Origin of the sequence: Yoonia rosea, from assembly GCF_900156505.1 — a bacterium.
Lineage (GTDB): Bacteria > Pseudomonadota > Alphaproteobacteria > Rhodobacterales > Rhodobacteraceae > Yoonia > Yoonia rosea.
This window is the reverse complement of sequence record NZ_FTPR01000002.1, coordinates 180645-201226: the sequence shown is the minus strand read 5'-3', so window position 1 is coordinate 201226 and position 20582 is coordinate 180645. Positions and strand designations below refer to the sequence as shown.

General features: G+C 55.7%; 19 protein-coding genes and 1 pseudogene. 8 read left to right on the top strand and 12 right to left on the bottom strand.

Going from position 1 to position 20582, the window contains the following annotated elements; all coding sequences use genetic code 11:
- Positions 1-8: 8 nt before the first annotated feature.
- The 9 genes and pseudogenes from B0B09_RS12205 to glpD all read right to left on the bottom strand — a co-directional run bounded on the left by B0B09_RS12205 (position 9) and on the right by glpD (position 9166).
- On the bottom strand, positions 9-989 hold the full coding sequence (locus B0B09_RS12205; protein ID WP_076660166.1) for a class 1 fructose-bisphosphatase: 981 nt from the start codon (positions 987-989) through the stop codon (positions 9-11).
- A gap of 108 nt (positions 990-1097) precedes the next feature.
- Positions 1098-1358: pseudogene (locus tag B0B09_RS12200) on the bottom strand (FGGY family carbohydrate kinase); the annotation flags it as partial.
- A gap of 151 nt (positions 1359-1509) precedes the next feature.
- Positions 1510-3231 carry an ABC transporter substrate-binding protein gene (locus B0B09_RS12195; protein ID WP_076660162.1) on the bottom strand — a complete coding sequence of 574 codons (1722 nt, stop codon included), beginning with the start codon at positions 3229-3231 and terminating at the stop codon, positions 1510-1512.
- A 71-nt stretch (positions 3232-3302) separates the two neighbouring features.
- On the bottom strand, positions 3303-3575 hold the full coding sequence (locus B0B09_RS12190; protein WP_055295069.1) for a DUF2160 domain-containing protein: 273 nt from the start codon (positions 3573-3575) through the stop codon (positions 3303-3305).
- A gap of 22 nt (positions 3576-3597) precedes the next feature.
- Entirely contained in the window at positions 3598-4437 is an 840-nt protein-coding gene (locus B0B09_RS12185; protein WP_076660160.1) for a carbohydrate ABC transporter permease, read from the bottom strand.
- Positions 4437-5309, bottom strand: a complete 873-nt coding sequence (locus tag B0B09_RS12180; protein WP_055295066.1) for a carbohydrate ABC transporter permease — start codon at positions 5307-5309, stop codon at positions 4437-4439. Before B0B09_RS12180 ends, B0B09_RS12185 begins: the two co-directional genes overlap by 1 nt.
- 53 nt (positions 5310-5362) lie before the next feature.
- A complete protein-coding gene (locus B0B09_RS12175) occupies positions 5363-6442 on the bottom strand; it encodes an ABC transporter ATP-binding protein (RefSeq protein ID WP_076660159.1) in 1080 nt (359 codons plus the stop codon).
- 12 nt (positions 6443-6454) lie between these two features.
- Positions 6455-7543 (bottom strand): ABC transporter ATP-binding protein, encoded by a 1089-nt coding sequence (locus B0B09_RS12170; protein ID WP_076660156.1) that lies wholly within the window; start codon positions 7541-7543, stop codon positions 6455-6457.
- A 21-nt stretch (positions 7544-7564) separates the two neighbouring features.
- The gene (gene glpD, locus B0B09_RS12165; protein WP_076660154.1) at positions 7565-9166 is read right to left on the bottom strand and encodes a glycerol-3-phosphate dehydrogenase; all 1602 of its coding nucleotides are present in this window, start codon (positions 9164-9166) and stop codon (positions 7565-7567) included.
- A gap of 293 nt (positions 9167-9459) precedes the next feature.
- Here glpD and B0B09_RS12160 point away from each other — a divergent pair, with 293 nt between their 5' ends.
- The 5 genes from B0B09_RS12160 to B0B09_RS12140 all read left to right on the top strand — a co-directional run bounded on the left by B0B09_RS12160 (position 9460) and on the right by B0B09_RS12140 (position 15275).
- On the top strand, positions 9460-10218 hold the full coding sequence (locus B0B09_RS12160) for a DeoR/GlpR family DNA-binding transcription regulator (RefSeq protein ID WP_076660650.1): 759 nt from the start codon (positions 9460-9462) through the stop codon (positions 10216-10218).
- A gap of 34 nt (positions 10219-10252) precedes the next feature.
- The gene (locus B0B09_RS12155) at positions 10253-11128 is read left to right on the top strand and encodes a carbohydrate ABC transporter permease (protein WP_076660152.1); all 876 of its coding nucleotides are present in this window, start codon (positions 10253-10255) and stop codon (positions 11126-11128) included.
- A gap of 2 nt (positions 11129-11130) precedes the next feature.
- The gene (locus B0B09_RS12150) at positions 11131-11934 is read left to right on the top strand and encodes a carbohydrate ABC transporter permease (RefSeq protein ID WP_076660150.1); all 804 of its coding nucleotides are present in this window, start codon (positions 11131-11133) and stop codon (positions 11932-11934) included.
- Between the two features lie 421 nt (positions 11935-12355).
- On the top strand, positions 12356-14488 hold the full coding sequence (gene pnp / locus B0B09_RS12145; protein ID WP_055295053.1) for a polyribonucleotide nucleotidyltransferase: 2133 nt from the start codon (positions 12356-12358) through the stop codon (positions 14486-14488).
- Positions 14489-14681: 193 nt separating this feature from the next.
- Complete coding sequence (locus B0B09_RS12140; protein WP_076660148.1) at positions 14682-15275, top strand: hypothetical protein; 594 nt, start codon at positions 14682-14684, stop codon at positions 15273-15275.
- Positions 15276-15346: 71 nt separating this feature from the next.
- Here the strand turns inward: B0B09_RS12140 and B0B09_RS12135 are convergent, their stop codons facing one another.
- On the bottom strand, positions 15347-16000 hold the full coding sequence (locus B0B09_RS12135; protein ID WP_076660145.1) for a peroxiredoxin: 654 nt from the start codon (positions 15998-16000) through the stop codon (positions 15347-15349).
- Between the two features lie 128 nt (positions 16001-16128).
- Between B0B09_RS12135 and B0B09_RS12130 the strand changes: the two genes are divergently transcribed.
- The 3 genes from B0B09_RS12130 to B0B09_RS12120 all read left to right on the top strand — a co-directional run bounded on the left by B0B09_RS12130 (position 16129) and on the right by B0B09_RS12120 (position 19192).
- The gene (locus tag B0B09_RS12130) at positions 16129-17568 is read left to right on the top strand and encodes an aldehyde dehydrogenase family protein (RefSeq protein ID WP_076660143.1); all 1440 of its coding nucleotides are present in this window, start codon (positions 16129-16131) and stop codon (positions 17566-17568) included.
- Positions 17569-17664: 96 nt separating this feature from the next.
- On the top strand, positions 17665-18594 hold the full coding sequence (locus tag B0B09_RS12125; RefSeq protein ID WP_076660141.1) for a VOC family protein: 930 nt from the start codon (positions 17665-17667) through the stop codon (positions 18592-18594).
- A 1-nt stretch (position 18595) separates the two neighbouring features.
- A complete protein-coding gene (locus B0B09_RS12120) occupies positions 18596-19192 on the top strand; it encodes an alpha/beta hydrolase (protein ID WP_084190831.1) in 597 nt (198 codons plus the stop codon).
- Here the strand turns inward: B0B09_RS12120 and B0B09_RS12115 are convergent.
- Complete coding sequence (locus B0B09_RS12115) at positions 19189-19836, bottom strand: RluA family pseudouridine synthase (protein ID WP_076660136.1); 648 nt, start codon at positions 19834-19836, stop codon at positions 19189-19191. The two genes, B0B09_RS12120 and B0B09_RS12115, sit on opposite strands and share 4 nt — an antisense overlap.
- The gene (locus tag B0B09_RS12110; RefSeq protein ID WP_076660133.1) at positions 19833-20486 is read right to left on the bottom strand and encodes a YggS family pyridoxal phosphate-dependent enzyme; all 654 of its coding nucleotides are present in this window, start codon (positions 20484-20486) and stop codon (positions 19833-19835) included. Before B0B09_RS12110 ends, B0B09_RS12115 begins: the two co-directional genes overlap by 4 nt.
- Between the last annotated feature and the right edge of the window lie 96 nt (positions 20487-20582).

Here is a 20582-nt window from a genome sequence, read left to right as displayed (position 1 = left end):
CCTTTCGGTTATTGAGAATCTGCCTTGTGGTAGCGAAGCAACCGATCAACTTCGGACTTTGACCCCATGATGACAGGCACTCGCTGATGCGGTCCGGTGGGTTGAATATCCAAAATCGGGTGGTGGCCGGTTGTCGCGGCGCCGCCGGCATTTTCAATAATCATTGCCATCGGGTTCGCTTCATACATCAGGCGAAGCTTGCCACCTGCGGCGCGGTTTTCACTGTCGGCAGGGTATAGGAAAACGCCGCCGCGCGTCAGAATACGGTGAATGTCCGCCACCATCGAAGCGGTCCAGCGCATATTGAACGCGCGTTCCCGAATGCCCTCTTCGCCTGCAACGCATTCATCGACATAGCGGCGCACTGGCTGGTCCCAATAGCGGTAGCGCGACGTATTGATCGCGAACTCCGATGTCTCCTGCGGGACAGTCATCGCAGGGTGCGTCAACCGAAAGTCGCCCGTTCCGCTCTCGTTCGTAAACCCTGCAACCTCTGATCCGGTTGTCAGGACCAGCGTGGTTGACGGACCGTAGAGCGCATAGCCTGCGCACACCTGTTTGCGCCCTGCACGCAGGACACTGCGATCCGCGTCGGATTGCACCTGCATGATCGCAAAAATCGACCCAACCGAAAGGTTCACGTCCAGATTTGACGATCCGTCCAACGGATCAAAGTAAAGCAGATAATCACCGGCCTCCGGCTCTTTGAGCCAGGTCACTTCTTCGACCTCTTCAGACACAAGCGCGGCAAGGCGCGGACTGTTTGCGCAAATCCTCTCGAATTCATCATTGGCCAGAATATCGAGGGTTTTCTGTGTCTCACCTTGCACATTTGTCGCATCGGCAGACCCAAGGTTCCCTTCGAATGCACCGTTGCGGATCCGGTTGGCGACCACGCGACAGGCACTTGCAATGTCCTCAAGCAAGAAGATCAGGTTTGGATCCAGCGCGCTTTCGGTCAGATGGCGGCGAAGTGTTTTTTCAGTCATGGGTCTCTTTCAAAAGCTCATCGTGGCATGGGCGACTTTTTTCCAGACCGCGTATTTGGCGTTGCGCTGCGCGTCATCCATTTGCAGTTGGAACTGCGTTTCCCGCACCCAGGATGCCGCGAATTCTTGCTGATTGGTGATGCCGATCCCTGCAATCTGGGAAGGGCTGATCCCCGATCGCGCGATGGCCATCCCGCATGTTCCAACCGTCGTCTTCCAGAGGTCTTCTGGATCATGCTCAACCCAACCTGACTGCGGGAAATGCTGGGTGAATTCTTCTTGCGTGCTGGCAAGGACGCCCATTGTGGCATCAAACACAGTTGCGCGGGTCGACGTTGTGCCCTGATCGATTGCAAGAATATAGGTCAAGCGCATCCCCAAGGTTCGTTAGGCTGCAAAATAGGTTACCGCCACGACAGGTGGCTGCCGGACAAAACCAGACGCCCGACGCCTAGCCCAATTTTCAGAAGATTTTTCTCGGTGGGATCTGGGGCCAGAAAACTGGCCCCAGATTGGAAGCTTACTGCCAGGAAAGGATCAGTTCGTCGTAAGGAACTGTCACCGGCGTTTCTTCTTCGTTCGCAAGCATTGGCTTTGGCGCACCTGGCTGTTCAAGCCAATAAGATGGATCGCGCTCTTCGTTCATGACTGGACCAAGATCACCCTGCACACCAGCACGCTCAAGACGGATCAGGACCGCTTCTTGATCGGCGCAAAGAGAATCCAGTGCTTCCTGAGGCGTCTTTGCACCGGACATTGCGTCGCCGATGTTCTGCCACCACAGTTGAGCGAGCTTTGGATAGTCAGGAACATTGGTGCCGGTTGGCGACCACTGAACCCGTGCTGGCGAGCGGTAGAACTCGACCAGACCACCCAAACGCGGTGCACGCTCGGTGAAGCTTTCATGCTGGATTGTCGATTCACGAATGAACGTCAGACCCACGTGGCTTTTCTTCACGTCCACGGTCAGGGACGTGACGAACTGCGCATAGAGCCAAGCAGCCTGTGCGCGATCCACAGGAGTAGACTCCATCAGTGTCCAGGAACCGGCGTCTTGATAGCCGATTTTGGTTCCCTCAACCCAATACGCACCGTGCGGCGAAGGTGCCATACGCCACTTTGGCGTGCCATCTTCGTTCATCACTGGCAAACCGGGCTCTACCGAAGCTGCGGTAAATGCGGTGTACCAGAACATCTGCTGCGCGATGTTGCCTTGGGCAGGAATTGGTCCCGCTTCAGAGAACGTCATACCAGCAGCAGCCGGTGGAGAGTACTTTTGCAGCCATTCGATCGCTTTGGTGACGGCATAGACAGCAGCCGGACCATTCGTGGCACCACCACGTGCAACACAGGACCCGACAGGCTGGGAATTCTCGTTTACACGAATACCCCATTCGTCAACCGGCAGGCCGTTTGGCTCACCGATGTCACCGACGCCAGCCATGGACAGCCACGCATCCGTATAGCGCCAACCCAAAGACGGGTCTTTCTTGCCGTAGTCCATGTTGCCAAAGACTTCGCCTTCAACGCCCAGACGCGACAAGTCACGACCGGTAAAGAACTCGGCGATATCCTCATAGGCAGTCCAGTTCACCGGAACACCCAGTTCATAGCCATATTCGGCCAGGAAGTCGGCTTTGTTCTGTTCGTCGTTGAACCAATCGTACCGGAACCAGTAAAGGTTCGCGAACTGCTGGTCGGGCAACTGATAAAGCTTGCCGTCTGGACCGGTCGTGAAGGACAAACCGATAAAGTCTTCCAGATTCAGGTTGGGGTTGGTCACCGCAGCGCCGTCACCAGCCATCCAGTCTGTCAGGTTGCGCGCTTGCTGATAGCGCCAGTGCGTTCCGATCAGATCAGAGTCGTTGATGTAGGCGTCATAGATGTTTTCGCCCGACTGCATCTGGGTTTGTAGTTTTTCAACAACGTCCCCTTCACCGATCAGATCGTGCGTGACTTTGATACCGGTGATGGCTTCAAATGCCGGTGCCAGAACCGAAGACTCGTATTCATGGGTCCCGATTGTTTCCGACACAACATTGATGGACATACCGACATAAGGCTCTGCCGCGTCAATAAACCACTGCATCTCTGCTTCTTGCTCGGCACGGCTAAGCGACGACAAATCCCCGATTTCACTGTCAAGGAATGCCCTCGCAGCATCCATATCTGCGAACGCCGGAGCGGCGAGCAGGCATGCCGCGAAAGTAAGCGCGGTTGTTCCTCTTAATCGCAAGTTCATGAGTGTTCCTCCCTTATAAGAACGTTTATGGTCGCCCGGTTCTTGCGCGCCGGGTCCCCGATTGCTTGTTTCTAGACCCAGCGGAAGACCGCTAAAGCATAGAAAAAGCACACGACCAGTGCCCCCCACTGAGGCGCACTGAGCATCCCGATCCAAGCCAGATTGATAAAGGCCGAGCCCAGGAGCGTGATGAATAGTCTGTCACCACGCGTCGTTTCGATCCCGAGGATGCCGTTGCGTGGCACCTCGGGGAATTTGATCGCAAGCACCGTAAAGGTGATCAATGTGATCGCGATGATTCCAAAGAAAACGGCGGTCGGCCAAGTCCATGCCATCCATTCCATTTTTTCTCTCCCGTTTCGTTTCTTACACGCGGCCCAGGGCAAAACCCTTGGCGATGTAGTTGCGGACAAAATAGATAACCAAGGCACCGGGTACGATCGTCAGGACGCCGGCAGCCGCCAGAACACCCCAGTCAATGCCGGCCGCACCGACGGTCCGGGTCATGGTTGCCGCAATCGGTTTTGCGTCCACACTGGTCAGCGTGCGGCTCAGCAGCAGTTCTACCCAGCTGAACATAAACAGAAAGAACGCCGTTACCCCGATCCCGGACGCCACAAGTGGTGTGAAGATGCGGATAAAGAACCGTGGAAAAGAATAGCCGTCGATATAAGCGGTTTCGTCGATCTCTTTGGGAACGCCGCGCATGAACCCTTCGAGAATCCAGACCGCCAGTGGTACGTTAAACAGGCAGTGCGCCAAAGCAACCGCAATATGCGTGTCGAACAGTCCGACCGAGCTGTAGAGTTGAAAGAACGGCAAGGCAAAGACCGCAGGCGGGGCCATCCGGTTCGTGAGCAACCAGAAGAACAGATGCTTGTCACCAAGGAACGTATACCGGCTGAAGGCATAGGCGGCAGGCAATGCGACGGCCAGCGAAATGACTACGTTCATAACCACATAGGTCATAGAATTCAGATAACCCGTATACCACGATGCATCGGTTAGGATTGTCACGTAGTTCTGAAAAGTCAGATCCTGTGGCCAAAGGCTGAAACCGCTCAGGATTTCGGTATTGGTCTTCAGGCTCATGTTGAGCAGCCAATAAATCGGCAGCAGCAAGAACAGCAGATACAGACCCATCACAACGGCACTGCCGTTCACTCTCGGAAAGCCCATGCCGCGCTTGTTTGTAATATCAGACATCAGTGGCCATCCCTTTTGTCGAGGTTCGTCATGACGGTGTAGAAGACGTATGAAATCAAGAGGATCACGAGGTAGTACATGATCGAGAACGCGGCAGCAGGGCCAAGGTCGAACTGTCCGAGTGCCATTTTCACGAGGTCGATTGACAAGAACGTTGTCGAATTGCCTGGCCCACCGCCGGTCACCACGAATGGCTCGGTGTAGATCATGAAACTATCCATAAACCGCAGAAGGATCGCAATCATCAGGACGCCCATGATTTTGGGCAGCTCAATAAAGCGGAACACTTTCCAGCGGCTCGCCTGATCGATTTTCGCGGCCTGATAATACGCATCCGGGATCGATTGCAGACCAGCGTAGGCAAGCAGGGCAACCAAAGATGTCCAGTGCCAGACATCCATCACAATGACGGTGATCCATGCCGCATAGAAGTTCTGGGTGTAGTTGTAGTCGATCCCGAAAGAATCGAGCGTATATCCCAGCAAACCAATATCGACGCGGCCAAAAATCTGCCAAATGGTCCCCACCACATTCCACGGAATAAGCAGCGGCAACGACATCAGGATCAGACAGAATGAGGCCCAGAACCCCTTTTTGGGCATATTCAACGCTACAAACACGCCAAGCGGGATCTGGATGACAAGAATGATCGCAGAAAACGCGATCTGCCGTCCCAGGGCATCCCACATGCGCTCGGACGACATCAGGTCCCTGAACCAGTCAAGACCGGCCCAAAAGAACTGGTTGTTCCCGAATGTGTCCTGCACCGAGTAATTCACCACAGTCATAAGCGGAATGACGGCAGAGAATGCGACAAGCACAAGCACGGGCAAAATCAGAAACCATGCCTTTTGATTGACGGTCTTATTCATGACGGGTTCCTCTTGATGCAGACGGAAGAGTGGTGGTCAAAAGAGCGCTCATCTCAGGCCACCAGCGGCGCAACACGCCAGCTGTCGGCGTAGATGTTCACGCCAGCCATATCGAAAACAATGCGGTTCATGTCGGGTGAAATGTTTTCGCCTTCTGCGGCGATGACGTTGATTTCGGTTCCGTGAAAATCCGCGCGCACAATCTTGTGGCGCCCGACATCCTCGACCCGCTTGATCGTGACCGGCAGACCATCGTTACCGTCACTCAGAGACGTAAATTCAGGCCGCACACCAATCTCGACTTTACCGCCCGGTGTCCCAAAGCTTTTGCCAAGCGAAATCTGTGTGCCAGCGACAACCGCTGTATCGCCATTCACTGTCGCATCCAGAACGTTCATGCCAGGTGATCCGATAAAATACCCGACAAAGGTATGTTCAGGGCGCTCAAACAGCTCTTGTGGCGTGCCCATTTGCACAACACGGCCGTCATACATCACCACCACCTTGTCGGCGAACGTCAGCGCTTCGGTCTGGTCATGTGTGACGTAGATCATCGTGTGACCGAACTCGTGATGCAGCGATTTCAGCTGTGTGCGCAACTCCCACTTCATATGCGGGTCAATCACCGTCAGTGGTTCGTCGAAAAGCAGCGCGTTCACATCCTCGCGCACCATGCCGCGCCCTAAGGATATCTTCTGCTTCGCATCAGCAGTCAGACCACGGGCTTTGCGATCCAACGTGGCTTCCATGCCAATCATGTGGGCAATTTGCTGCACGCGCTCTTTGATATAGGCGGGATCTGCGCCTCTGTTGCGCAGCGGAAAGGCAAGGTTATCGCGGACCGTCATCGTGTCGTAGACAACCGGGAACTGAAACACCTGCGCGATATTGCGCTGTGTTGTGGGCGCCATGGTCACGTCACGGTCGTTGAACAGGATGCGGCCCTGACTGGGATGCAAAAGGCCCGAAATGATATTGAGCAGTGTCGACTTACCACAGCCAGAGGACCCAAGCAGCGCGTAGGCTTCACCGTCCACCCAATCGTGGTTCAGCTCTTTGAGCGCGTAGTCATCATCGCTCGTAGGGTTTGGCAGATAGGAATGCGCCAGATTATCAAGGGTGATCTTTGCCATTGTCGTTCTCCCTCAAGCGGCTGCTGCGTAGGATGCAGCGGCAACGGACGTGCCGTCTTCTGCAAAGATGTAGATGTGTCTGGGATCGAGATAGACCGTCAAAGATGCGCCGATTTCGAGGTTCTTGACCCCGTGAACAAGACCAACCCAATTTTCGCCATGATGGTCGAGATGCACGAAAGTTTCAGATCCGGTGATCTCTGTGACATTCAGCTTGCCGGTAAAGGCCATCGCATCGGCTGCATGGCTTTGCAGTTCGAGATGGTTGGGGCGGAAACCGGCAAGGTAGTTGCCATCGGTAAGCTGTGAAAAGGCGCCAGCGGCCGCTGCTGCCTGCCCGTCTCCGAAGAGAATCCGGTCGCCAGACTTGCGCACCTTAAGAAAGTTCATTGGCGGGTCTGAAAAGACGCGGGCCGTGGTCGCATTGACGGGCTGTCTGTAGACGATCGGCGTGCGGTCGAACTGGGTGATCCTGCCCTCCCACATCGTCGCAGTGTTGCCGCCAAGCAAAAGCGCTTCTTCTGGTTCGGTCGTCGCATAAACAAAGATAGAACCGGCTTCCTCGAAAATTTTGGGAATCTCAGCGCGCAGTTCTTCGCGCAATTTATAGTCAAGGTTGGCCAAAGGTTCGTCCAACAAGACAAGCCCGGCATCCTTTACCAGCGCGCGCGCAAGGGCGCAGCGCTGCTGTTGGCCGCCTGAAAGCTCAAGCGGCTTGCGATCCAGCATGCCCGACAGTTTCATTAGGTCGGCGGCTTTCTTGACGGCCGCATCGATCTGGTCTGCCGTCTTGCCAAGCAAACGCATGGGGCTTGCGATATTGTCGTAGACGGTCATGGACGGGTAGTTGATGAATTGCTGATAGACCATCGCCACACCGCGATCCTGCACACGCATACCGGTCACGTCTTTGCCGTCCCAGATGATTTTCCCGGTTTGAGGCACATCAAGGCCCGCCATCAAACGCATCAGTGACGTTTTGCCCGAAGACGTTGGTCCAAGCAGAACGTTCATGGTTCCGGGCAACAGTTCCAGATTGGTCTGGTAGATGTGTGTCTGGCCACTCACGACCTTGGACACGCCCTCTAGAACAAGTGACATTTCTCTCTCCCCTTGCGCAGTTCACACTGCGTTTTGCAAAAACGGCACGATCGGCACGGCGGCCATCCATTCGTCCAACAAATCAATTTCCTGCTGCGTCATCTTCAGGCCAAGCTTTGATCTGCGCCACACGATGTCTTCAGCGTTGCGCGCATACTCATTATCGATCAGCCACCTCACTTCGCGTTCGGTCAAATCAGCACCAAAAGCGCGCCCCAAATCCGCTTTGGTTTTCGCATCCCCAAGGATCTCGGCGGCCTCCACACCGTAAGCCTTAACCAGCCGGGACGCCCAGCGTTCAGACAAAAACGGATATTGGGCAATCAGCTGGTCGTTCAGCGCGCCGACACCATCAACCGCAAAGTCTCCGCCCGGAAGTGCCACCCCCGCAGTCCAAGGGTCGCCCAAACTCGGAAAGAACGGGGCGATTTTTTCCAGCGCGGATTCAGCCAATTTTCTGTAGGTCGTAATCTTGCCGCCGAAGACATTCAGAATCGGCGCTCCTGCAGATTGATCTACTTTCAGGACATAGTCACGCGTTGCCGCAGTCGCCGAACTAGCGCCGTCATTATACAGCGGGCGCACACCCGAATATGTCCAGACGACATCATCTTTGGTGACTGGTTTCGTGAGATATTTTGACACAAAATCCAAGAGATAGGCTTGCTCTTCCGGGGTGCAGACCGGCTTTGCGTCAACATCGGTATGATCCGCATCGGTCGTCCCGATCAGGGTAAAATCAGTCTCATAGGGGATCGTAAAAATGATCCGGCCATCTTCGCCTTGGAAGAAATAGCATTTGTCGTGGTCATAGAGCTTGTGGGTCACGATGTGACTGCCACGGACAAGCCGCACGCCTTCAGTCGAATTGATGCGTACCGTGTTGCGAATAACGTTCTCGACCCATGGGCCACCCGCGTTGACGATCATCCGCGCAACAATCAGACGGCGTTCGCCGCTGTCTTGCGCCTCGACAGTGACGTGCCAGTGGCCGTCCACCTGCTCGGCGGACACGACTTTGGTCCGGACATTGATCCGCGCGCCGCGGGACCCGGCATCGCGCGCATTGAGAACCACCAGCCGGCTGTCTTCAATCCAGCAGTCTGAATACTCATAGGCCTTCTCAAAACGGTCCTGCAAAGGCGCGCCCTCGGGCGTGCCAGCCAAACGCAAAGACGTCGTCCCCTTAAGGATCTGACGTCCGCCGAGGTTATCATATAAAAACAGCCCGAACCGAATGAGCCATGCGGGACGACGTCCCTTCATCCACGGCATCACGATGTTGAGCACTTTTGACGTCGGCGTATTTCCCTCGAAACGCATGTCCTGATGATAGGGAAGCACAAAGCGCATCGGCCAACTGATATGGGGCATTGCGCGCAGTAAGGTTTCGCGCTCGATCAACGCTTCGCGAACAAGACGCACTTCAAAATATTCTAGATACCGCAGACCGCCATGAAACAGCTTGGTCGATGCCGAGGATGTGCCGGACGCCAGATCATTCATTTCAGCCAGTTCGACGCTCAGACCACGGCCGACCGCGTCGCGCGCGATACCGCACCCGTTGATGCCTCCGCCGATCACGAAAAGGTCGACGACGTCTTTGTGTTGAGTCTGAATCACCGACGCCCCCCCCGCATCTAAGCTGCGCCTAACCCTCCCCGGCTGCGACGTTTTGACAATAGGCACCATGAGGAATGATAGGTCAATAACGAATGTTCGTATTTGTTCGTTTCTTACTGTTTTCCTATTTTGCTGGGGAAATGAGTTCGTCTTTGATGAGTTTTCCACCTCGTTTTTGCAAAACGAGCGTATCAGCCCTTGACGGGAAGATTCTGTTGTTGATTGTTTGTGGGCTTACCGAGGCCTATGAGAATACGCCTTCTGATAAGCACAGCTTTTTGGGGGAGAAGGCATTGGTCTCGAACTTTCGACAACAAGAGATACTTGAACTGGCGCGTAAAGAAGGCAAAGTCACCGTCGACGGGCTTGCTGAAATATACGATGTCACAGTCCAGACAATCCGACGTGATCTCTCTGAACTCGCCGAGACTGGACGGCTTGAGCGTGTCCATGGCGGCGCGGTCATTCCCTCTGGTGTTGTGAATATTGTCTACAACGAACGCCGGCGCCTGAACGAGGATGGCAAACGCGCCATTGCCGCTGCATGTGCTGCATCAATCCCGGATGGCGCATCGGTCTTTATGAACATCGGCACAACCACAGAAGCAGTCGCGCGCGAACTGCTGGACCACGAAAATCTGCTCGTCGTGACGAACAATCTGAACATCGCAAATACACTGGCGGCCAATCATAGCTGCGAAATCATACTGACCGGCGGTGTCCTGCGCCGTGCTGACGGGGGGCTTGTGGGCGGGTTAACCGCTGAGATGGTCAAGCAGTTCAAGTTTGATTTTTCCGTCTTGGGCTGTTCTGCAATTGACGAAGATGGCGACCTGCTGGACTTTGACGGCCAGGAAGTTTTGGTCAGCCGGAGCGCGATCCAACGGTCCCGCAATGTCATGGTCGTCGCTGACCATCACAAATTCCAGCGAAAAGCGCCGCTCACAATCTGCTCGCTTGCCGACGTGACAGTCCTTTTCACAGATGGCGAACTGCCTGAGAAATTGGTCACCGACTGCCAAAAATGGAGCACGGACATTGTCAATGTCTAAGCGCTTGCAATGAACACGACCAAAGACGTGTAGCATGAAGGAGCGCAACAATACCGGCTGGCTCTTTGTGCTGCCTGCGGTTTTGCTTTTGGGCCTCGTCGGGCTGATCCCGCTCATCACAGTCATCAATTACTCGTTCTTTGAAATCTTCGTTCTGGACCGGCGGTTTTGGGTCGGAACAGAATGGTACAATGAGATCATCAGCTCGGGGCGTTTCTGGTCCAGCTTTGGACGCAGCACGTTGTTTTCGGCATTGGTGCTGGCGATTCAGATTCCGCTCGGCATCGCGATCGCGCTTTGTATTCCCAAACGGCAGTTTTGGGTCGGATTGGCGCTGGCCGGTGTCGCACTGCCCCTCTTGGTTCCATGGAATATGATCCCGTCACTCTGGCTCAGCCTGCTCAACCCCGACACCGGAATCCTAGGGCGGATGATGGCGGCGTTGGGGTGGTCGGCTGAGTGGAAAATGTCGGCAGTGCAAACATGGGCCGTCATTATCATTATGGACACATGGCATTGGACCAGCCTTGTCGTGATCCTTTGTTATTCCGCGCTGACAACGATCCCCGCGTCCTACTACCAAGCCGCCGAAATTGACGGGGCAGGTCCTTGGCAGGTCTTTCGTCATATTCAACTTCCGAAACTCCAGTATGTTTTGCTGATGGCTGTCTTGCTGCGGTTTATGGATTCTTTCATGATCTACACGGAGGCTTTCCCGATCAACGCAGGCGGGCCAGATGGTGCCACGATGTTCCTCGCCGTTGATCTTGGGGAAGAAATCAAAGCCTTTAACTACGGCCCGTCCGCCGCACGCTCGGTGCTCTATTTCCTGATTGTCTTGACGGTGGCCTGGCTCTTTACAAAGGCCCAGAACAAGATTGATGCGCCCGAAACAACAAAGGCCACCTGACGATGTTTCTGCGCGCACTTTCCTACATCAAGACAACTGGTCTCATCTTGTTCATTGTTTTTGCGTGCCTGCCGCTGGTGCAAATGACGATGATCAGTTTCATCGCCACCCTTCCCCGGCCCGGAACAGACGTCGGTAGCCTGACTTTGGGGAACTACGCCAATATCTTGAGCGACCCGAACTTGCGCGCGGCCTTCGGGAATTCGATCGCCTATGTGCTGATCAACATCTGCATTACCGTACCGATCGCAATTCCTGCCGCCTATGCTTTCTCGCGGATGTCCTTCGTGGGCGACAAACACCTGTTTTTCGCCTTCATCGCTTTCCGCATCACGCCCCCTGTGGTCCTGACTTTGCCAATATTTCAGCTTTTCTCGGCGCTCGGGATCGTCAATTCGGTGTTTGGGATCGCTCTGGCGCACTGTCTCTTCAATCTGCCAATCTCGATCTGGATTTTGCAGGGTTTCATATCAGCCATCCCCAAAGAACAGGACGAAACCGCATTTCTGGATGGGTACTCACGACCGCGCTTTATCTGGACATTACTTTTGCCACAAATCGCACCCGGTATCGCAGTGACCGCCTTCTTCTGCTTCATGTTCTCTTGGGTCGAGGTTGTCTTTGCGCGGATCCTGACAACCACCAACGGCAAGCCGATCAGCATGGCGATCAATGCCCTCTTTGGATTCCAAACAGACATCGGCTTGGTCATGGCAGTCACAGTTGCATCCATGATCCCCGGCGCAGTTTTGGTGTTTTCGATGCGTCATCATTTGTCGCGTGGTTTCAAAGTCGGGAAGATTTAGAACCAAGTGACTTCAGCATCTGCTGGCCAGCCCGCGAAAACGCGCAACAATGGCCGGCAAGTGATAAAGGCCGCGATTCAAACCATTGCTAAATTCGGCCCGCTCAGCGGTCAGCTAAGCGCGCATCACGGCTTGGCCGTCGGTCAAGCGCGCTTCTGCCCAGCCCAACATGCAGCGCCTGCATGGTGGGGAATAAGGGCTCATAGCTGTCATTTGCTGTGGTTCTCACGTGGGCGAGCATTCCTTGCGTGATCCTCTGCGACTTCTCACGCCCCCTTCCCAAACGCTGCAATCTGCGATAAGGCCCAACAATCTTGAGAGACTGGCGCCCGCATTCCAGCGCCTGACCAAAGAAGATATTGGGATGAGGGGGAATACGCCCCCTACGCAAAAGGCCAAACAGGCCAACTAGGAAGACATCATGTTTAATGAAGTGAAGAAATCAATTCAGTGGGGCGAAGAAACGCTGACACTGGAAACGGGCAAGGTTGCCCGCCAAGCCGATGGCTCTGTCATCGCGACACTGGGTGAAACCAGCGTTATGGCGAACGTGACATTTGCACGTAAGCAAAAACCGGGGCAAGACTTTTTCCCGCTGACCGTTCACTACCAAGAGAAATACTATGCTGCCGGCAAAGTGCCTGGCGGCTTTTTCAAGCGCGAAGCGCGTCCAACCGAAAAAGAGACGCTGACATCCCGTTTGATCGACCGTCCAATTCGCCCCTTGTTCGTGCCTGGCTTCAAAAACGAAGTTCTGGTCATGTGCACTGTGCTGAGCCACGACATGGTCAACGACCCTGACATGGTTGCGATGATCGCGGCCTCTGCTGCGTTGACAATTTCCGGCGCGCCTTTCCGTGGCCCGATTGCAGCGTGTCGCGTGGGCTATGAAGATGGCGAATACATCCTGAACCCTGAAATCGACGACATGCACAACCTGCGCATGAACCCAGAGCAGCGTTTGGACCTTGTTGTGGCCGGCACCAAAGACGCCGTGATGATGGTTGAATCCGAAGCCTATGAGCTGTCCGAGGACGAAATGCTGGGCGCGGTCACTTTCGCACACGAGCAGATCCAGCCAGTCATCGACCTGATCATTGATCTGGCCGAAGATTGCGCGAAAGAACCCTTTGACTTCCAGCCTGAGGATTATTCCGAGCTGTCAGCCGCTGTAAAAGCCGCTGGTGAAGACAAAATGCGTGCCGCTTATGCGATCACCGACAAGCAGGAGCGCACTGCCGCTGTTGCCAATGCCAAGCAAGAGATCATCGACGCGCTGACCGAAGAGCAGCAGGAAGATAGCAACCTTGGTGCGGCGCTGAAAAAGCTGGAATCCAGCGTTCTGCGCGGTGATGTTGTCAAGAACGGCAAGCGGATTGATGGCCGTGCCCTCGACACCATCCGCCCGATCGTGTCCGAAACCGGCATCTTGCCACGCACCCACGGTTCTGCCTTGTTCACACGTGGCGAAACCCAGGGTCTGGTTGTGACCACGCTGGGCACCGGCGACGACGAACAGATGATCGACGCGCTGACAGGCATGTATAAATCCAACTTCATGCTGCACTACAACTTCCCGCCCTATTCGGTGGGTGAAGTGGGCCGCGTTGCTGGCCCTGGTCGTCGCGAGATCGGTCATGGCAAGTTGGCATGGCGTGCGCTGCAGGCGGTTCTGCCTGCACCAACGGATTTCCCCTACACCATTCGCGTGGTGTCCGAGATTACTGAATCCAACGGGTCATCCTCGATGGCATCTGTCTGCGGTGGGTCTTTGTCCATGATGGACGCTGGTGTGCCACTGAAGGCACCGGTTGCCGGTGTGGCCATGGGTCTGGTGATGGAAGAAGACGGCTCTTACGCCATTCTGTCCGATATCTTGGGTGACGAAGACCACCTTGGCGATATGGACTTCAAGGTTGCGGGTACCGAAAACGGCATCACATCCTTGCAGATGGACATCAAGATCGCAGGCATCACGCCAGAGATCATGAAAAAGGCGCTTGAGCAGGCGAAAGCAGGCCGTTTGCATATTCTGGGTGAGATGAGCAAAGCCATCACGGGCGCGCAGGAATTCTCTGTGCACGCACCCAAGATCGAGACCATGCAAATCCCGACTGACAAGATCCGTGAAGTGATCGGGTCCGGCGGTAAGGTCATCCGCGAGATCGTGGAAACATCCGGTGCCAAAGTCGACATCAACGACGACGGTGTGATCAAGCTGGCGTCGAACGATGCCGAGGCGATCAAGAAAGCCTACGACATGATCTATTCGATCGTGGCCGAACCGGAAGAAGGCGTGATCTACAAAGGCACAGTTGTGAAACTGGTCGATTTCGGCGCCTTTGTGAACTTCTTTGGCAAGCGCGATGGTCTGGTGCATGTGTCCCAGATCGAGAACCGCCGCCTGAACCATCCTTCGGATGTTCTTAAGGAAGGTCAGGAAGTCTGGGTTAAACTGCTGGGCTTTGATGACCGCGGCAAGGTTCGTTTGGCCATGAAGATGGTTGATCAGGAAACCGGTAAAGAGATCACAAAAGAAGAAGGCGAAGAGTAGGCTCTCGCCTCTCGAGATAGATCAAGAACGAAACGCCCGGCCAAAAGGTCGGGCGTTTTTTCATATCTACAATTCCGCACGACCGCGCAAAATGCGCGACAGGTGCGCCGCGCCCTTCCCTGGTGGCAATCAAGGACTACGTCGCGCAGTAGGGCAGCAGGGCCCTTGGATTATAAACAAGAAAGGATAGCTGATGACTTTAAAGGCAATACTTGCTGCGACGACACTCGGCACGATGGCCACGGGTGCTGTGGCGCAGAATTTCGATGGCGTGTCATTTGGTGTGGGTGTGACCAATTTTGGTCTGTCTCTGGAAGGTGAATATGCTGTTAGTCCGCAGGTTGGCGTCCGTGGAATGGTAATGGGCGGTCTTAGTTTCGATGATGAATTTGATATCGACGATGCGACCGTTGATGGTGAGGCCGATCTGGGCGGCGTTGCTCTCCTTGCCGACTTTTACCCGCTGGCTAACGCGTGGCGGCTGTCAGGTGGGTTGTTCTTTTCCACCAGTGAGGTGACGGGCACCGTCACGGATGGCCTCACAACCTATGACGGCGAGATCAACTTCAAGAACGAAGTGGCGCCGCTGTTGAGCACCGGTTTCAGCACCGAAGTCGCCTCGGGCTGGTCTGTGTCGGGTGACATCGGTGTGATCGTGTCTTCGTTAGAGGTGTCGTCTGACGACAACACCGGCACTGTGCAGGCTGATATCGATGAGTTGAACGCGGATCTTGAGGATGTTCCGGTCGTTCCGTTCATCGGCGTTGCGGTCAGCTATTCCTACTAGATTGTCTTCCGGACATGAAAAAGGCCCCGGTTGACCAACCGGGGCCTTCTTTATTTGTGCTTTGACCGGGCTTAGCCCTTCAGTTTTGTCGTCCGCAGATACGGGAAGACGGTCGTGAAATCACCAAACTTTGCTTTCGCGTCTTCATCGCTGACCGTCGCTGGAATAATCACGTCATCGCCTACGTTCCAGTTTGCGGGCATTGCAACGCCTTGTCCTGCAGCTGTCTGTAGCCCGTCAAGCGCGCGGAGCACTTCGGCAAAGTTACGGCCGACGTTCATTGGATAGGTCATCGACAGCTTCAGCTTTTTGTCAGGCCCAATAATGAAAACCACGCGGACAGTGGCACTGTCCGCAGGTGTGCGGCCATCAGGCAGATAGGCGTCGGCGGGCAACATATCGAAGGCTTTGGCGACGGTCAGGTCCTCATCGGCGATGATCGGGAAACCGGCTTTGGCCTTAGCGAATGTTTCGATGTCGCTTTTCCACTTTTTGTGATCTTCAACGCCGTCGACGCTGATGCCCATCACCTTGGTGCCGCGCTTGGCCCATTCATCGGCCAGCTGCGCGACAGCGCCGAATTCGGTGGTGCAGACAGGGGTGAAATCCTTGGGGTGCGAAAACAGGATCGCCCAGCTATCGCCGATCCAGTCATGCAGCGAAAGGGTGCCTTGGTCGGTTTCGACGGTCAGATCGGGAATGGTGTCGTTGATGCGGAGACTCATGGTGTCGTTCCTCTATTGAAGTGCACTGGTGTCTATATAGGTATCCCAGGCACTGACTGCCACCGCCGCTTGCGCCCGTTGCGCGCCGGTGTCACAAGTTTCAAGAGCATTTGTCAGGGAGAGATCCAATGATCGAGAACCGCAACTTCTATATCAACGGGGCGTGGGTGCCACCGGTGCAGCCCCGCGATTACAACGTGATTGATCCTTCAACGGAAGATCCCTGCGCGATTATTTCGCTGGGTGATCAGGCAGATACCGATGCGGCTGTTGCTGCGGCCAAGGCGGCGTTTCCCGCATGGGCTGCGACAGATCCCGAAGAGCGTGCTTCCTATGTCAAGGCGATCCTTGATCAATATGAAGCGCGGGTCGAGGAAATGGCCCAAGCGATCAGTATGGAAATGGGCGCACCCATTGATATGTCGCGCAGCAGTCAGGCTCCTTGCCTGCCTTGGCACCTGAAAAACGCCCTAAAGGCGGTCAAGGAAATTGAGTGGATCCGCCCCCTTGGGCCGCACGCCCCCAATGACCGCATCGCAATGGAACCGATTGGTGTCGTGGGCCTGATCACACCGTGGAACTGGCCGATGAACCAGGTCACGCTCAAGGTGATCCCGGCGCTTCTGGCCGGTTGCACGATGGTTTTGAAACCCTCCGAGGAATCGCCGCTGTCGTCGCTGTTGTTTGCCGAATTTGTGCATGATGCGGGCGTCCCTGCCGGTGTCTTCAACCTTGTGAATGGTGATGGTGCCGGTGTGGGGAGCCAGCTGTCGCGCCACGAAGATGTGGCGATGATCAGTTTCACGGGCTCGACACGCGCCGGTAAGGCGATCTCTGCCGCCGCAGCCGAGACGCTGAAACGTGTCACGCTCGAACTTGGCGGAAAGGGTGCGAACGTGATCTTTGCCGATGCCGATGAGAAGGCTGTGAAACGTGGTGTCATTCATTGCATGAGCAACTCTGGCCAATCCTGTAACGCGCCGACCCGCATGTTGGTTGAGCGGTCGATCTACGACCAAGCGGTTGAAGTGGCGGCCGAGACGGCCAAGAGTATCACCGTTGGCCCCGCGTCAGAACCCGGGCGGCATATCGGCCCCGTGGTGAACAAGAGCCAATGGACCAAAATTCAGGAAATGATCGAGGTGGGCATTAACGAAGGTGCGCGCCTTGTGGCCGGTGGTCCCGGTCTGCCTGAGGGAATGAACCGCGGGTATTACGTGCGTCCAACAGTCTTTGCCGATGTGACCAATGACATGCGCATTGCGCAGGAGGAAATCTTTGGTCCTGTCCTGTCGATTATTCCGTTCGAGGATGAAGCGGATGCTGTGCGGATCGCCAATGATACGCCCTATGGTCTGACCAACTATGTCCAGTCCCAAGATGGTGCCAAGCGCAACCGCATGGCCCGCGCCCTGCGGTCCGGCATGGTTGAGATGAACGGCCAGTCCCGCGGTGCGGGTTCGCCCTTTGGCGGCATGAAAATGTCGGGGCGCGCGCGCGAAGGCGGTGTCTGGGGGATCGAAGAATTCCTCGAGGTCAAAGCAATCTCGGGTTGGGCTGCCGAATAGTGTCATGTGCACGGGCGCACCAAATCGGTGCGCCCGTGGATGTTTAGTGCATGATCGAATCCGCTATGTAACCTGTCAGCAAGATAGGAGAGCGAGATGATCAACCAGATTAAGGGCCTGCACCACGTCACCTCACTGGCCAGTGACGCCCGTGAGAACAATGCATTCTTTACCAACGTGCTTGGATTGCGCCGGGTAAAGAAGACTGTGAACTTTGATGCACCTGATGTGTATCACCTCTATTATGGTGACGAGGCCGGATCTCCCGGCACTGTGATGACCTACTTTCCATTCCCCAACGCAGGCCGTGGCCGCAAGGGTGTCGGCGAAGTGGGGCGTACCGCATTCAGTATTCCTACAGGGACGTCGCAGGCGTGGCTTGACCGTTTCGCAACTTTCGAGGTTACCGGCGTTGCGCAGGACACGCGTTTTGGCGAAAAGCGTGTGTTGTTTGATGGCCCTGACGGAGATCAGTTCGCCTTGGTCGAAAGTGACGATGACCGCGCACCTTGGACCGGCAATGGTGTGAGCCAAGAGATGGGTATCCGTGGATTCCACTCTGCTGATATGCGCCTGCAACAGGCCGCAATGAGCAGCGAGCTGTTGCAGTTCATGGGCTATGAAAAGCTTGATACCCAAGACAACGTGACCCGCTTTGTCGTGCCGGGCGGAAATGACGCGAACATCATTGATATCGAAGAAATCCCCACGGCAGGATATGCAGCACAAGGTGCAGGCTCGGTCCACCACCTTGCCTTTGCTGTCGACAACCGTGCACGGCAGCTCGAGGTCCGCGAGGCACTGCTTGATACCGGATACCAAGTGACCCCTGTGATTGACCGCGATTATTTCTACGCGATTTATTTCCGCACACCCGGTGGTGTGCTGTTCGAGGTCGCCACCAACGAGCCTGGTTTTGACCGCGACGAAGACACCGCGCACTTGGGTGAAGCGCTCAAACTGCCAAGCCAGCACGAGCATTTGCGTGCCCGTCTGGAGGGGCTGCTTCAGCCGCTGGGTGACTGATATGAGCTATGTTGCAAAACGCACGGAAGGGACAGCGGGCGCGCCGCTGTTCCTGACATTCCACGGCACTGGCGGGAATGAAGGCCAGTTTCATGGCTTTGCGGAACAGTTGAAACCGGGTGCGCATGTCTGCTCGCCGCGGGGTGATGTGTCGGAGCATGGCGCGCTACGCTATTTCCGTCGCGCTGCCGAAGGCGTCTATGACATGGATGATCTGGCGGCGCGTACCGCTGCGATGGCCGACTTTATCCGGTCGGAAAAGAAAAAGACAGGCGCAGCAGATACGATCGGTCTGGGCTATTCCAACGGGGCCAACATTCTGGCCTCGGTCGCGCTCGCGCAGCCTGAACTTGTCGATACGCTGGTCCTGATGCACCCGCTCATCCCATGGGAGCCAAAAGACCAACCGGGGTTACAGGGCCGCCGCATCCTCATCACCGCAGGTGAGCGCGACCCGATTTGCCCGGCACCTCTGACGCAGGCCTTGGTGGACTATCTCACGGCACAGGGCGCTGATGTGACGGTCCACTGGCATCCCGGCGGTCATGAGATCGCACAGTCCGAAGTGGATGCCATCGCGCAGTTCCTGGCAGGCTAGAACGGGCACTTTGCGGTAATGCGCATACCCTGGCCGCCGTCAGGGTGGCGAAACTGCAAAGTTTCGGAATGCAACATGAGGCGCGGGTACTCCCGCGCCTCGCCCGTTGCATAGAACGGATCACCCAAGATCGGATGCCCCAGCGCCATCATATGGACGCGCAACTGATGTGACCGGCCCGTGCGCGGCATCAGCTTGACCCGCGTCTCGTTATCCTTGGCGCGCATGACACGCCAATCGGTGACCGCTTGCTTGCCTGTTTCATGGTCCACCATCTGCTTGGGGCGGTTCGGCCAATCAACGATCAGGGGCAAATCCACGGTCCCTGTCTTTTCCGCCATCTCGCCCCAGACCCGTGCGATGTAGGTTTTCTTGGTCTGCCGTTTTTCGAATTGCAGCCCGAGGTGCCGCTGCGCATGAGGTGTCAGCGCAAAAATCATCACCCCCGAGGTGTCACGATCAAGCCGGTGCACCAGCAACGCCATGGGAAAGGCCGCCTGTACACGTGTCAAAAGACAATCGGCCAGATGCGGGCCTTTGCCGGGGACTGACAAAAGGCCGCTTGGCTTGTCGACCAAAAGAACCTGATGGTCGTCATGCAGGATCGTCAAAGGGTCTTGGGGCGGGGCGTAATCGTCGCTCACCCGTAGACGCGCTCACCAAAAATGGCCGAACCGACGCGGATATGTGTGGCACCCAAGGCGATGGCGCTTTCAAAGTCGCTGCTCATGCCCATCGACAGACCCGCAAGATCATTGCGCGCCGCGATCTTGCCCAGCAGGGCAAAATGCAAGGACGGTTCTTCATCGACGGGTGGAATGCACATCAACCCTTTCAGCGGCAGATCAAGCGCGCGGACCTCGGCGATGAAAGCATCCGCCTCACTTGGCAGAACGCCTGCCTTCTGGGGCTCTTCGCCGGTATTGACCTGCACAAAAAGATCGGGGCAGGTACCCAGCTCTTGGGCATGGCGCGCAATTGTCTTTGCCAGCTTTGCGCGGTCGACTGTGTGGATTGCATCGGCCAGTTGCATGGCTTGTTTGACCTTGTTGGTTTGCAACGGGCCAATCAGGTGAAGTGCGATCCCGTCATAGCGTTCACGAAAGGCGGGCCATTTGCCAGCGGCCTCTTGCACCTTGTTTTCCCCGAATATCCGATGGCCTTCGTCAAGCACTGCCGCGACACGCGCATTGGGCTGCACCTTGGACACCGCAATAAGAGACAGATCATCCATTGACCGACCTGCCGTTTCGGCAGCTTTCGCCATGCGGGCGGTGATTTCGGATAGGGACATAGGCACCTCTTCTTTGCCGTTTATGTGCAACATGGATGCGCAAAAGAAAAGAGCGGACGAAAACGCCCGCTCTTTCAATTCAATTCACAAGCGTGA

Coding starts and splice junctions, on each gene's coding strand:
- B0B09_RS12205 (WP_076660166.1), bottom strand. CDS start 989: ATGACTGAAAAAACACTTCGCCGCCATCTGACCGAAAGCGCGCTGGAT.
- B0B09_RS12195 (WP_076660162.1), bottom strand. CDS start 3,231: ATGAACTTGCGATTAAGAGGAACAACCGCGCTTACTTTCGCGGCATGC.
- B0B09_RS12190 (WP_055295069.1), bottom strand. CDS start 3,575: ATGGAATGGATGGCATGGACTTGGCCGACCGCCGTTTTCTTTGGAATC.
- B0B09_RS12185 (WP_076660160.1), bottom strand. CDS start 4,437: ATGTCTGATATTACAAACAAGCGCGGCATGGGCTTTCCGAGAGTGAAC.
- B0B09_RS12180 (WP_055295066.1), bottom strand. CDS start 5,309: ATGAATAAGACCGTCAATCAAAAGGCATGGTTTCTGATTTTGCCCGTG.
- B0B09_RS12175 (WP_076660159.1), bottom strand. CDS start 6,442: ATGGCAAAGATCACCCTTGATAATCTGGCGCATTCCTATCTGCCAAAC.
- B0B09_RS12170 (WP_076660156.1), bottom strand. CDS start 7,543: ATGTCACTTGTTCTAGAGGGCGTGTCCAAGGTCGTGAGTGGCCAGACA.
- B0B09_RS12155 (WP_076660152.1), top strand. CDS start 10,253: ATGAAGGAGCGCAACAATACCGGCTGGCTCTTTGTGCTGCCTGCGGTT.
- B0B09_RS12150 (WP_076660150.1), top strand. CDS start 11,131: ATGTTTCTGCGCGCACTTTCCTACATCAAGACAACTGGTCTCATCTTG.
- pnp (WP_055295053.1), top strand. CDS start 12,356: ATGTTTAATGAAGTGAAGAAATCAATTCAGTGGGGCGAAGAAACGCTG.
- B0B09_RS12140 (WP_076660148.1), top strand. CDS start 14,682: ATGACTTTAAAGGCAATACTTGCTGCGACGACACTCGGCACGATGGCC.
- B0B09_RS12135 (WP_076660145.1), bottom strand. CDS start 16,000: ATGAGTCTCCGCATCAACGACACCATTCCCGATCTGACCGTCGAAACC.
- B0B09_RS12130 (WP_076660143.1), top strand. CDS start 16,129: ATGATCGAGAACCGCAACTTCTATATCAACGGGGCGTGGGTGCCACCG.
- B0B09_RS12125 (WP_076660141.1), top strand. CDS start 17,665: ATGATCAACCAGATTAAGGGCCTGCACCACGTCACCTCACTGGCCAGT.
- B0B09_RS12120 (WP_084190831.1), top strand. CDS start 18,596: ATGAGCTATGTTGCAAAACGCACGGAAGGGACAGCGGGCGCGCCGCTG.
- B0B09_RS12110 (WP_076660133.1), bottom strand. CDS start 20,486: ATGTCCCTATCCGAAATCACCGCCCGCATGGCGAAAGCTGCCGAAACG.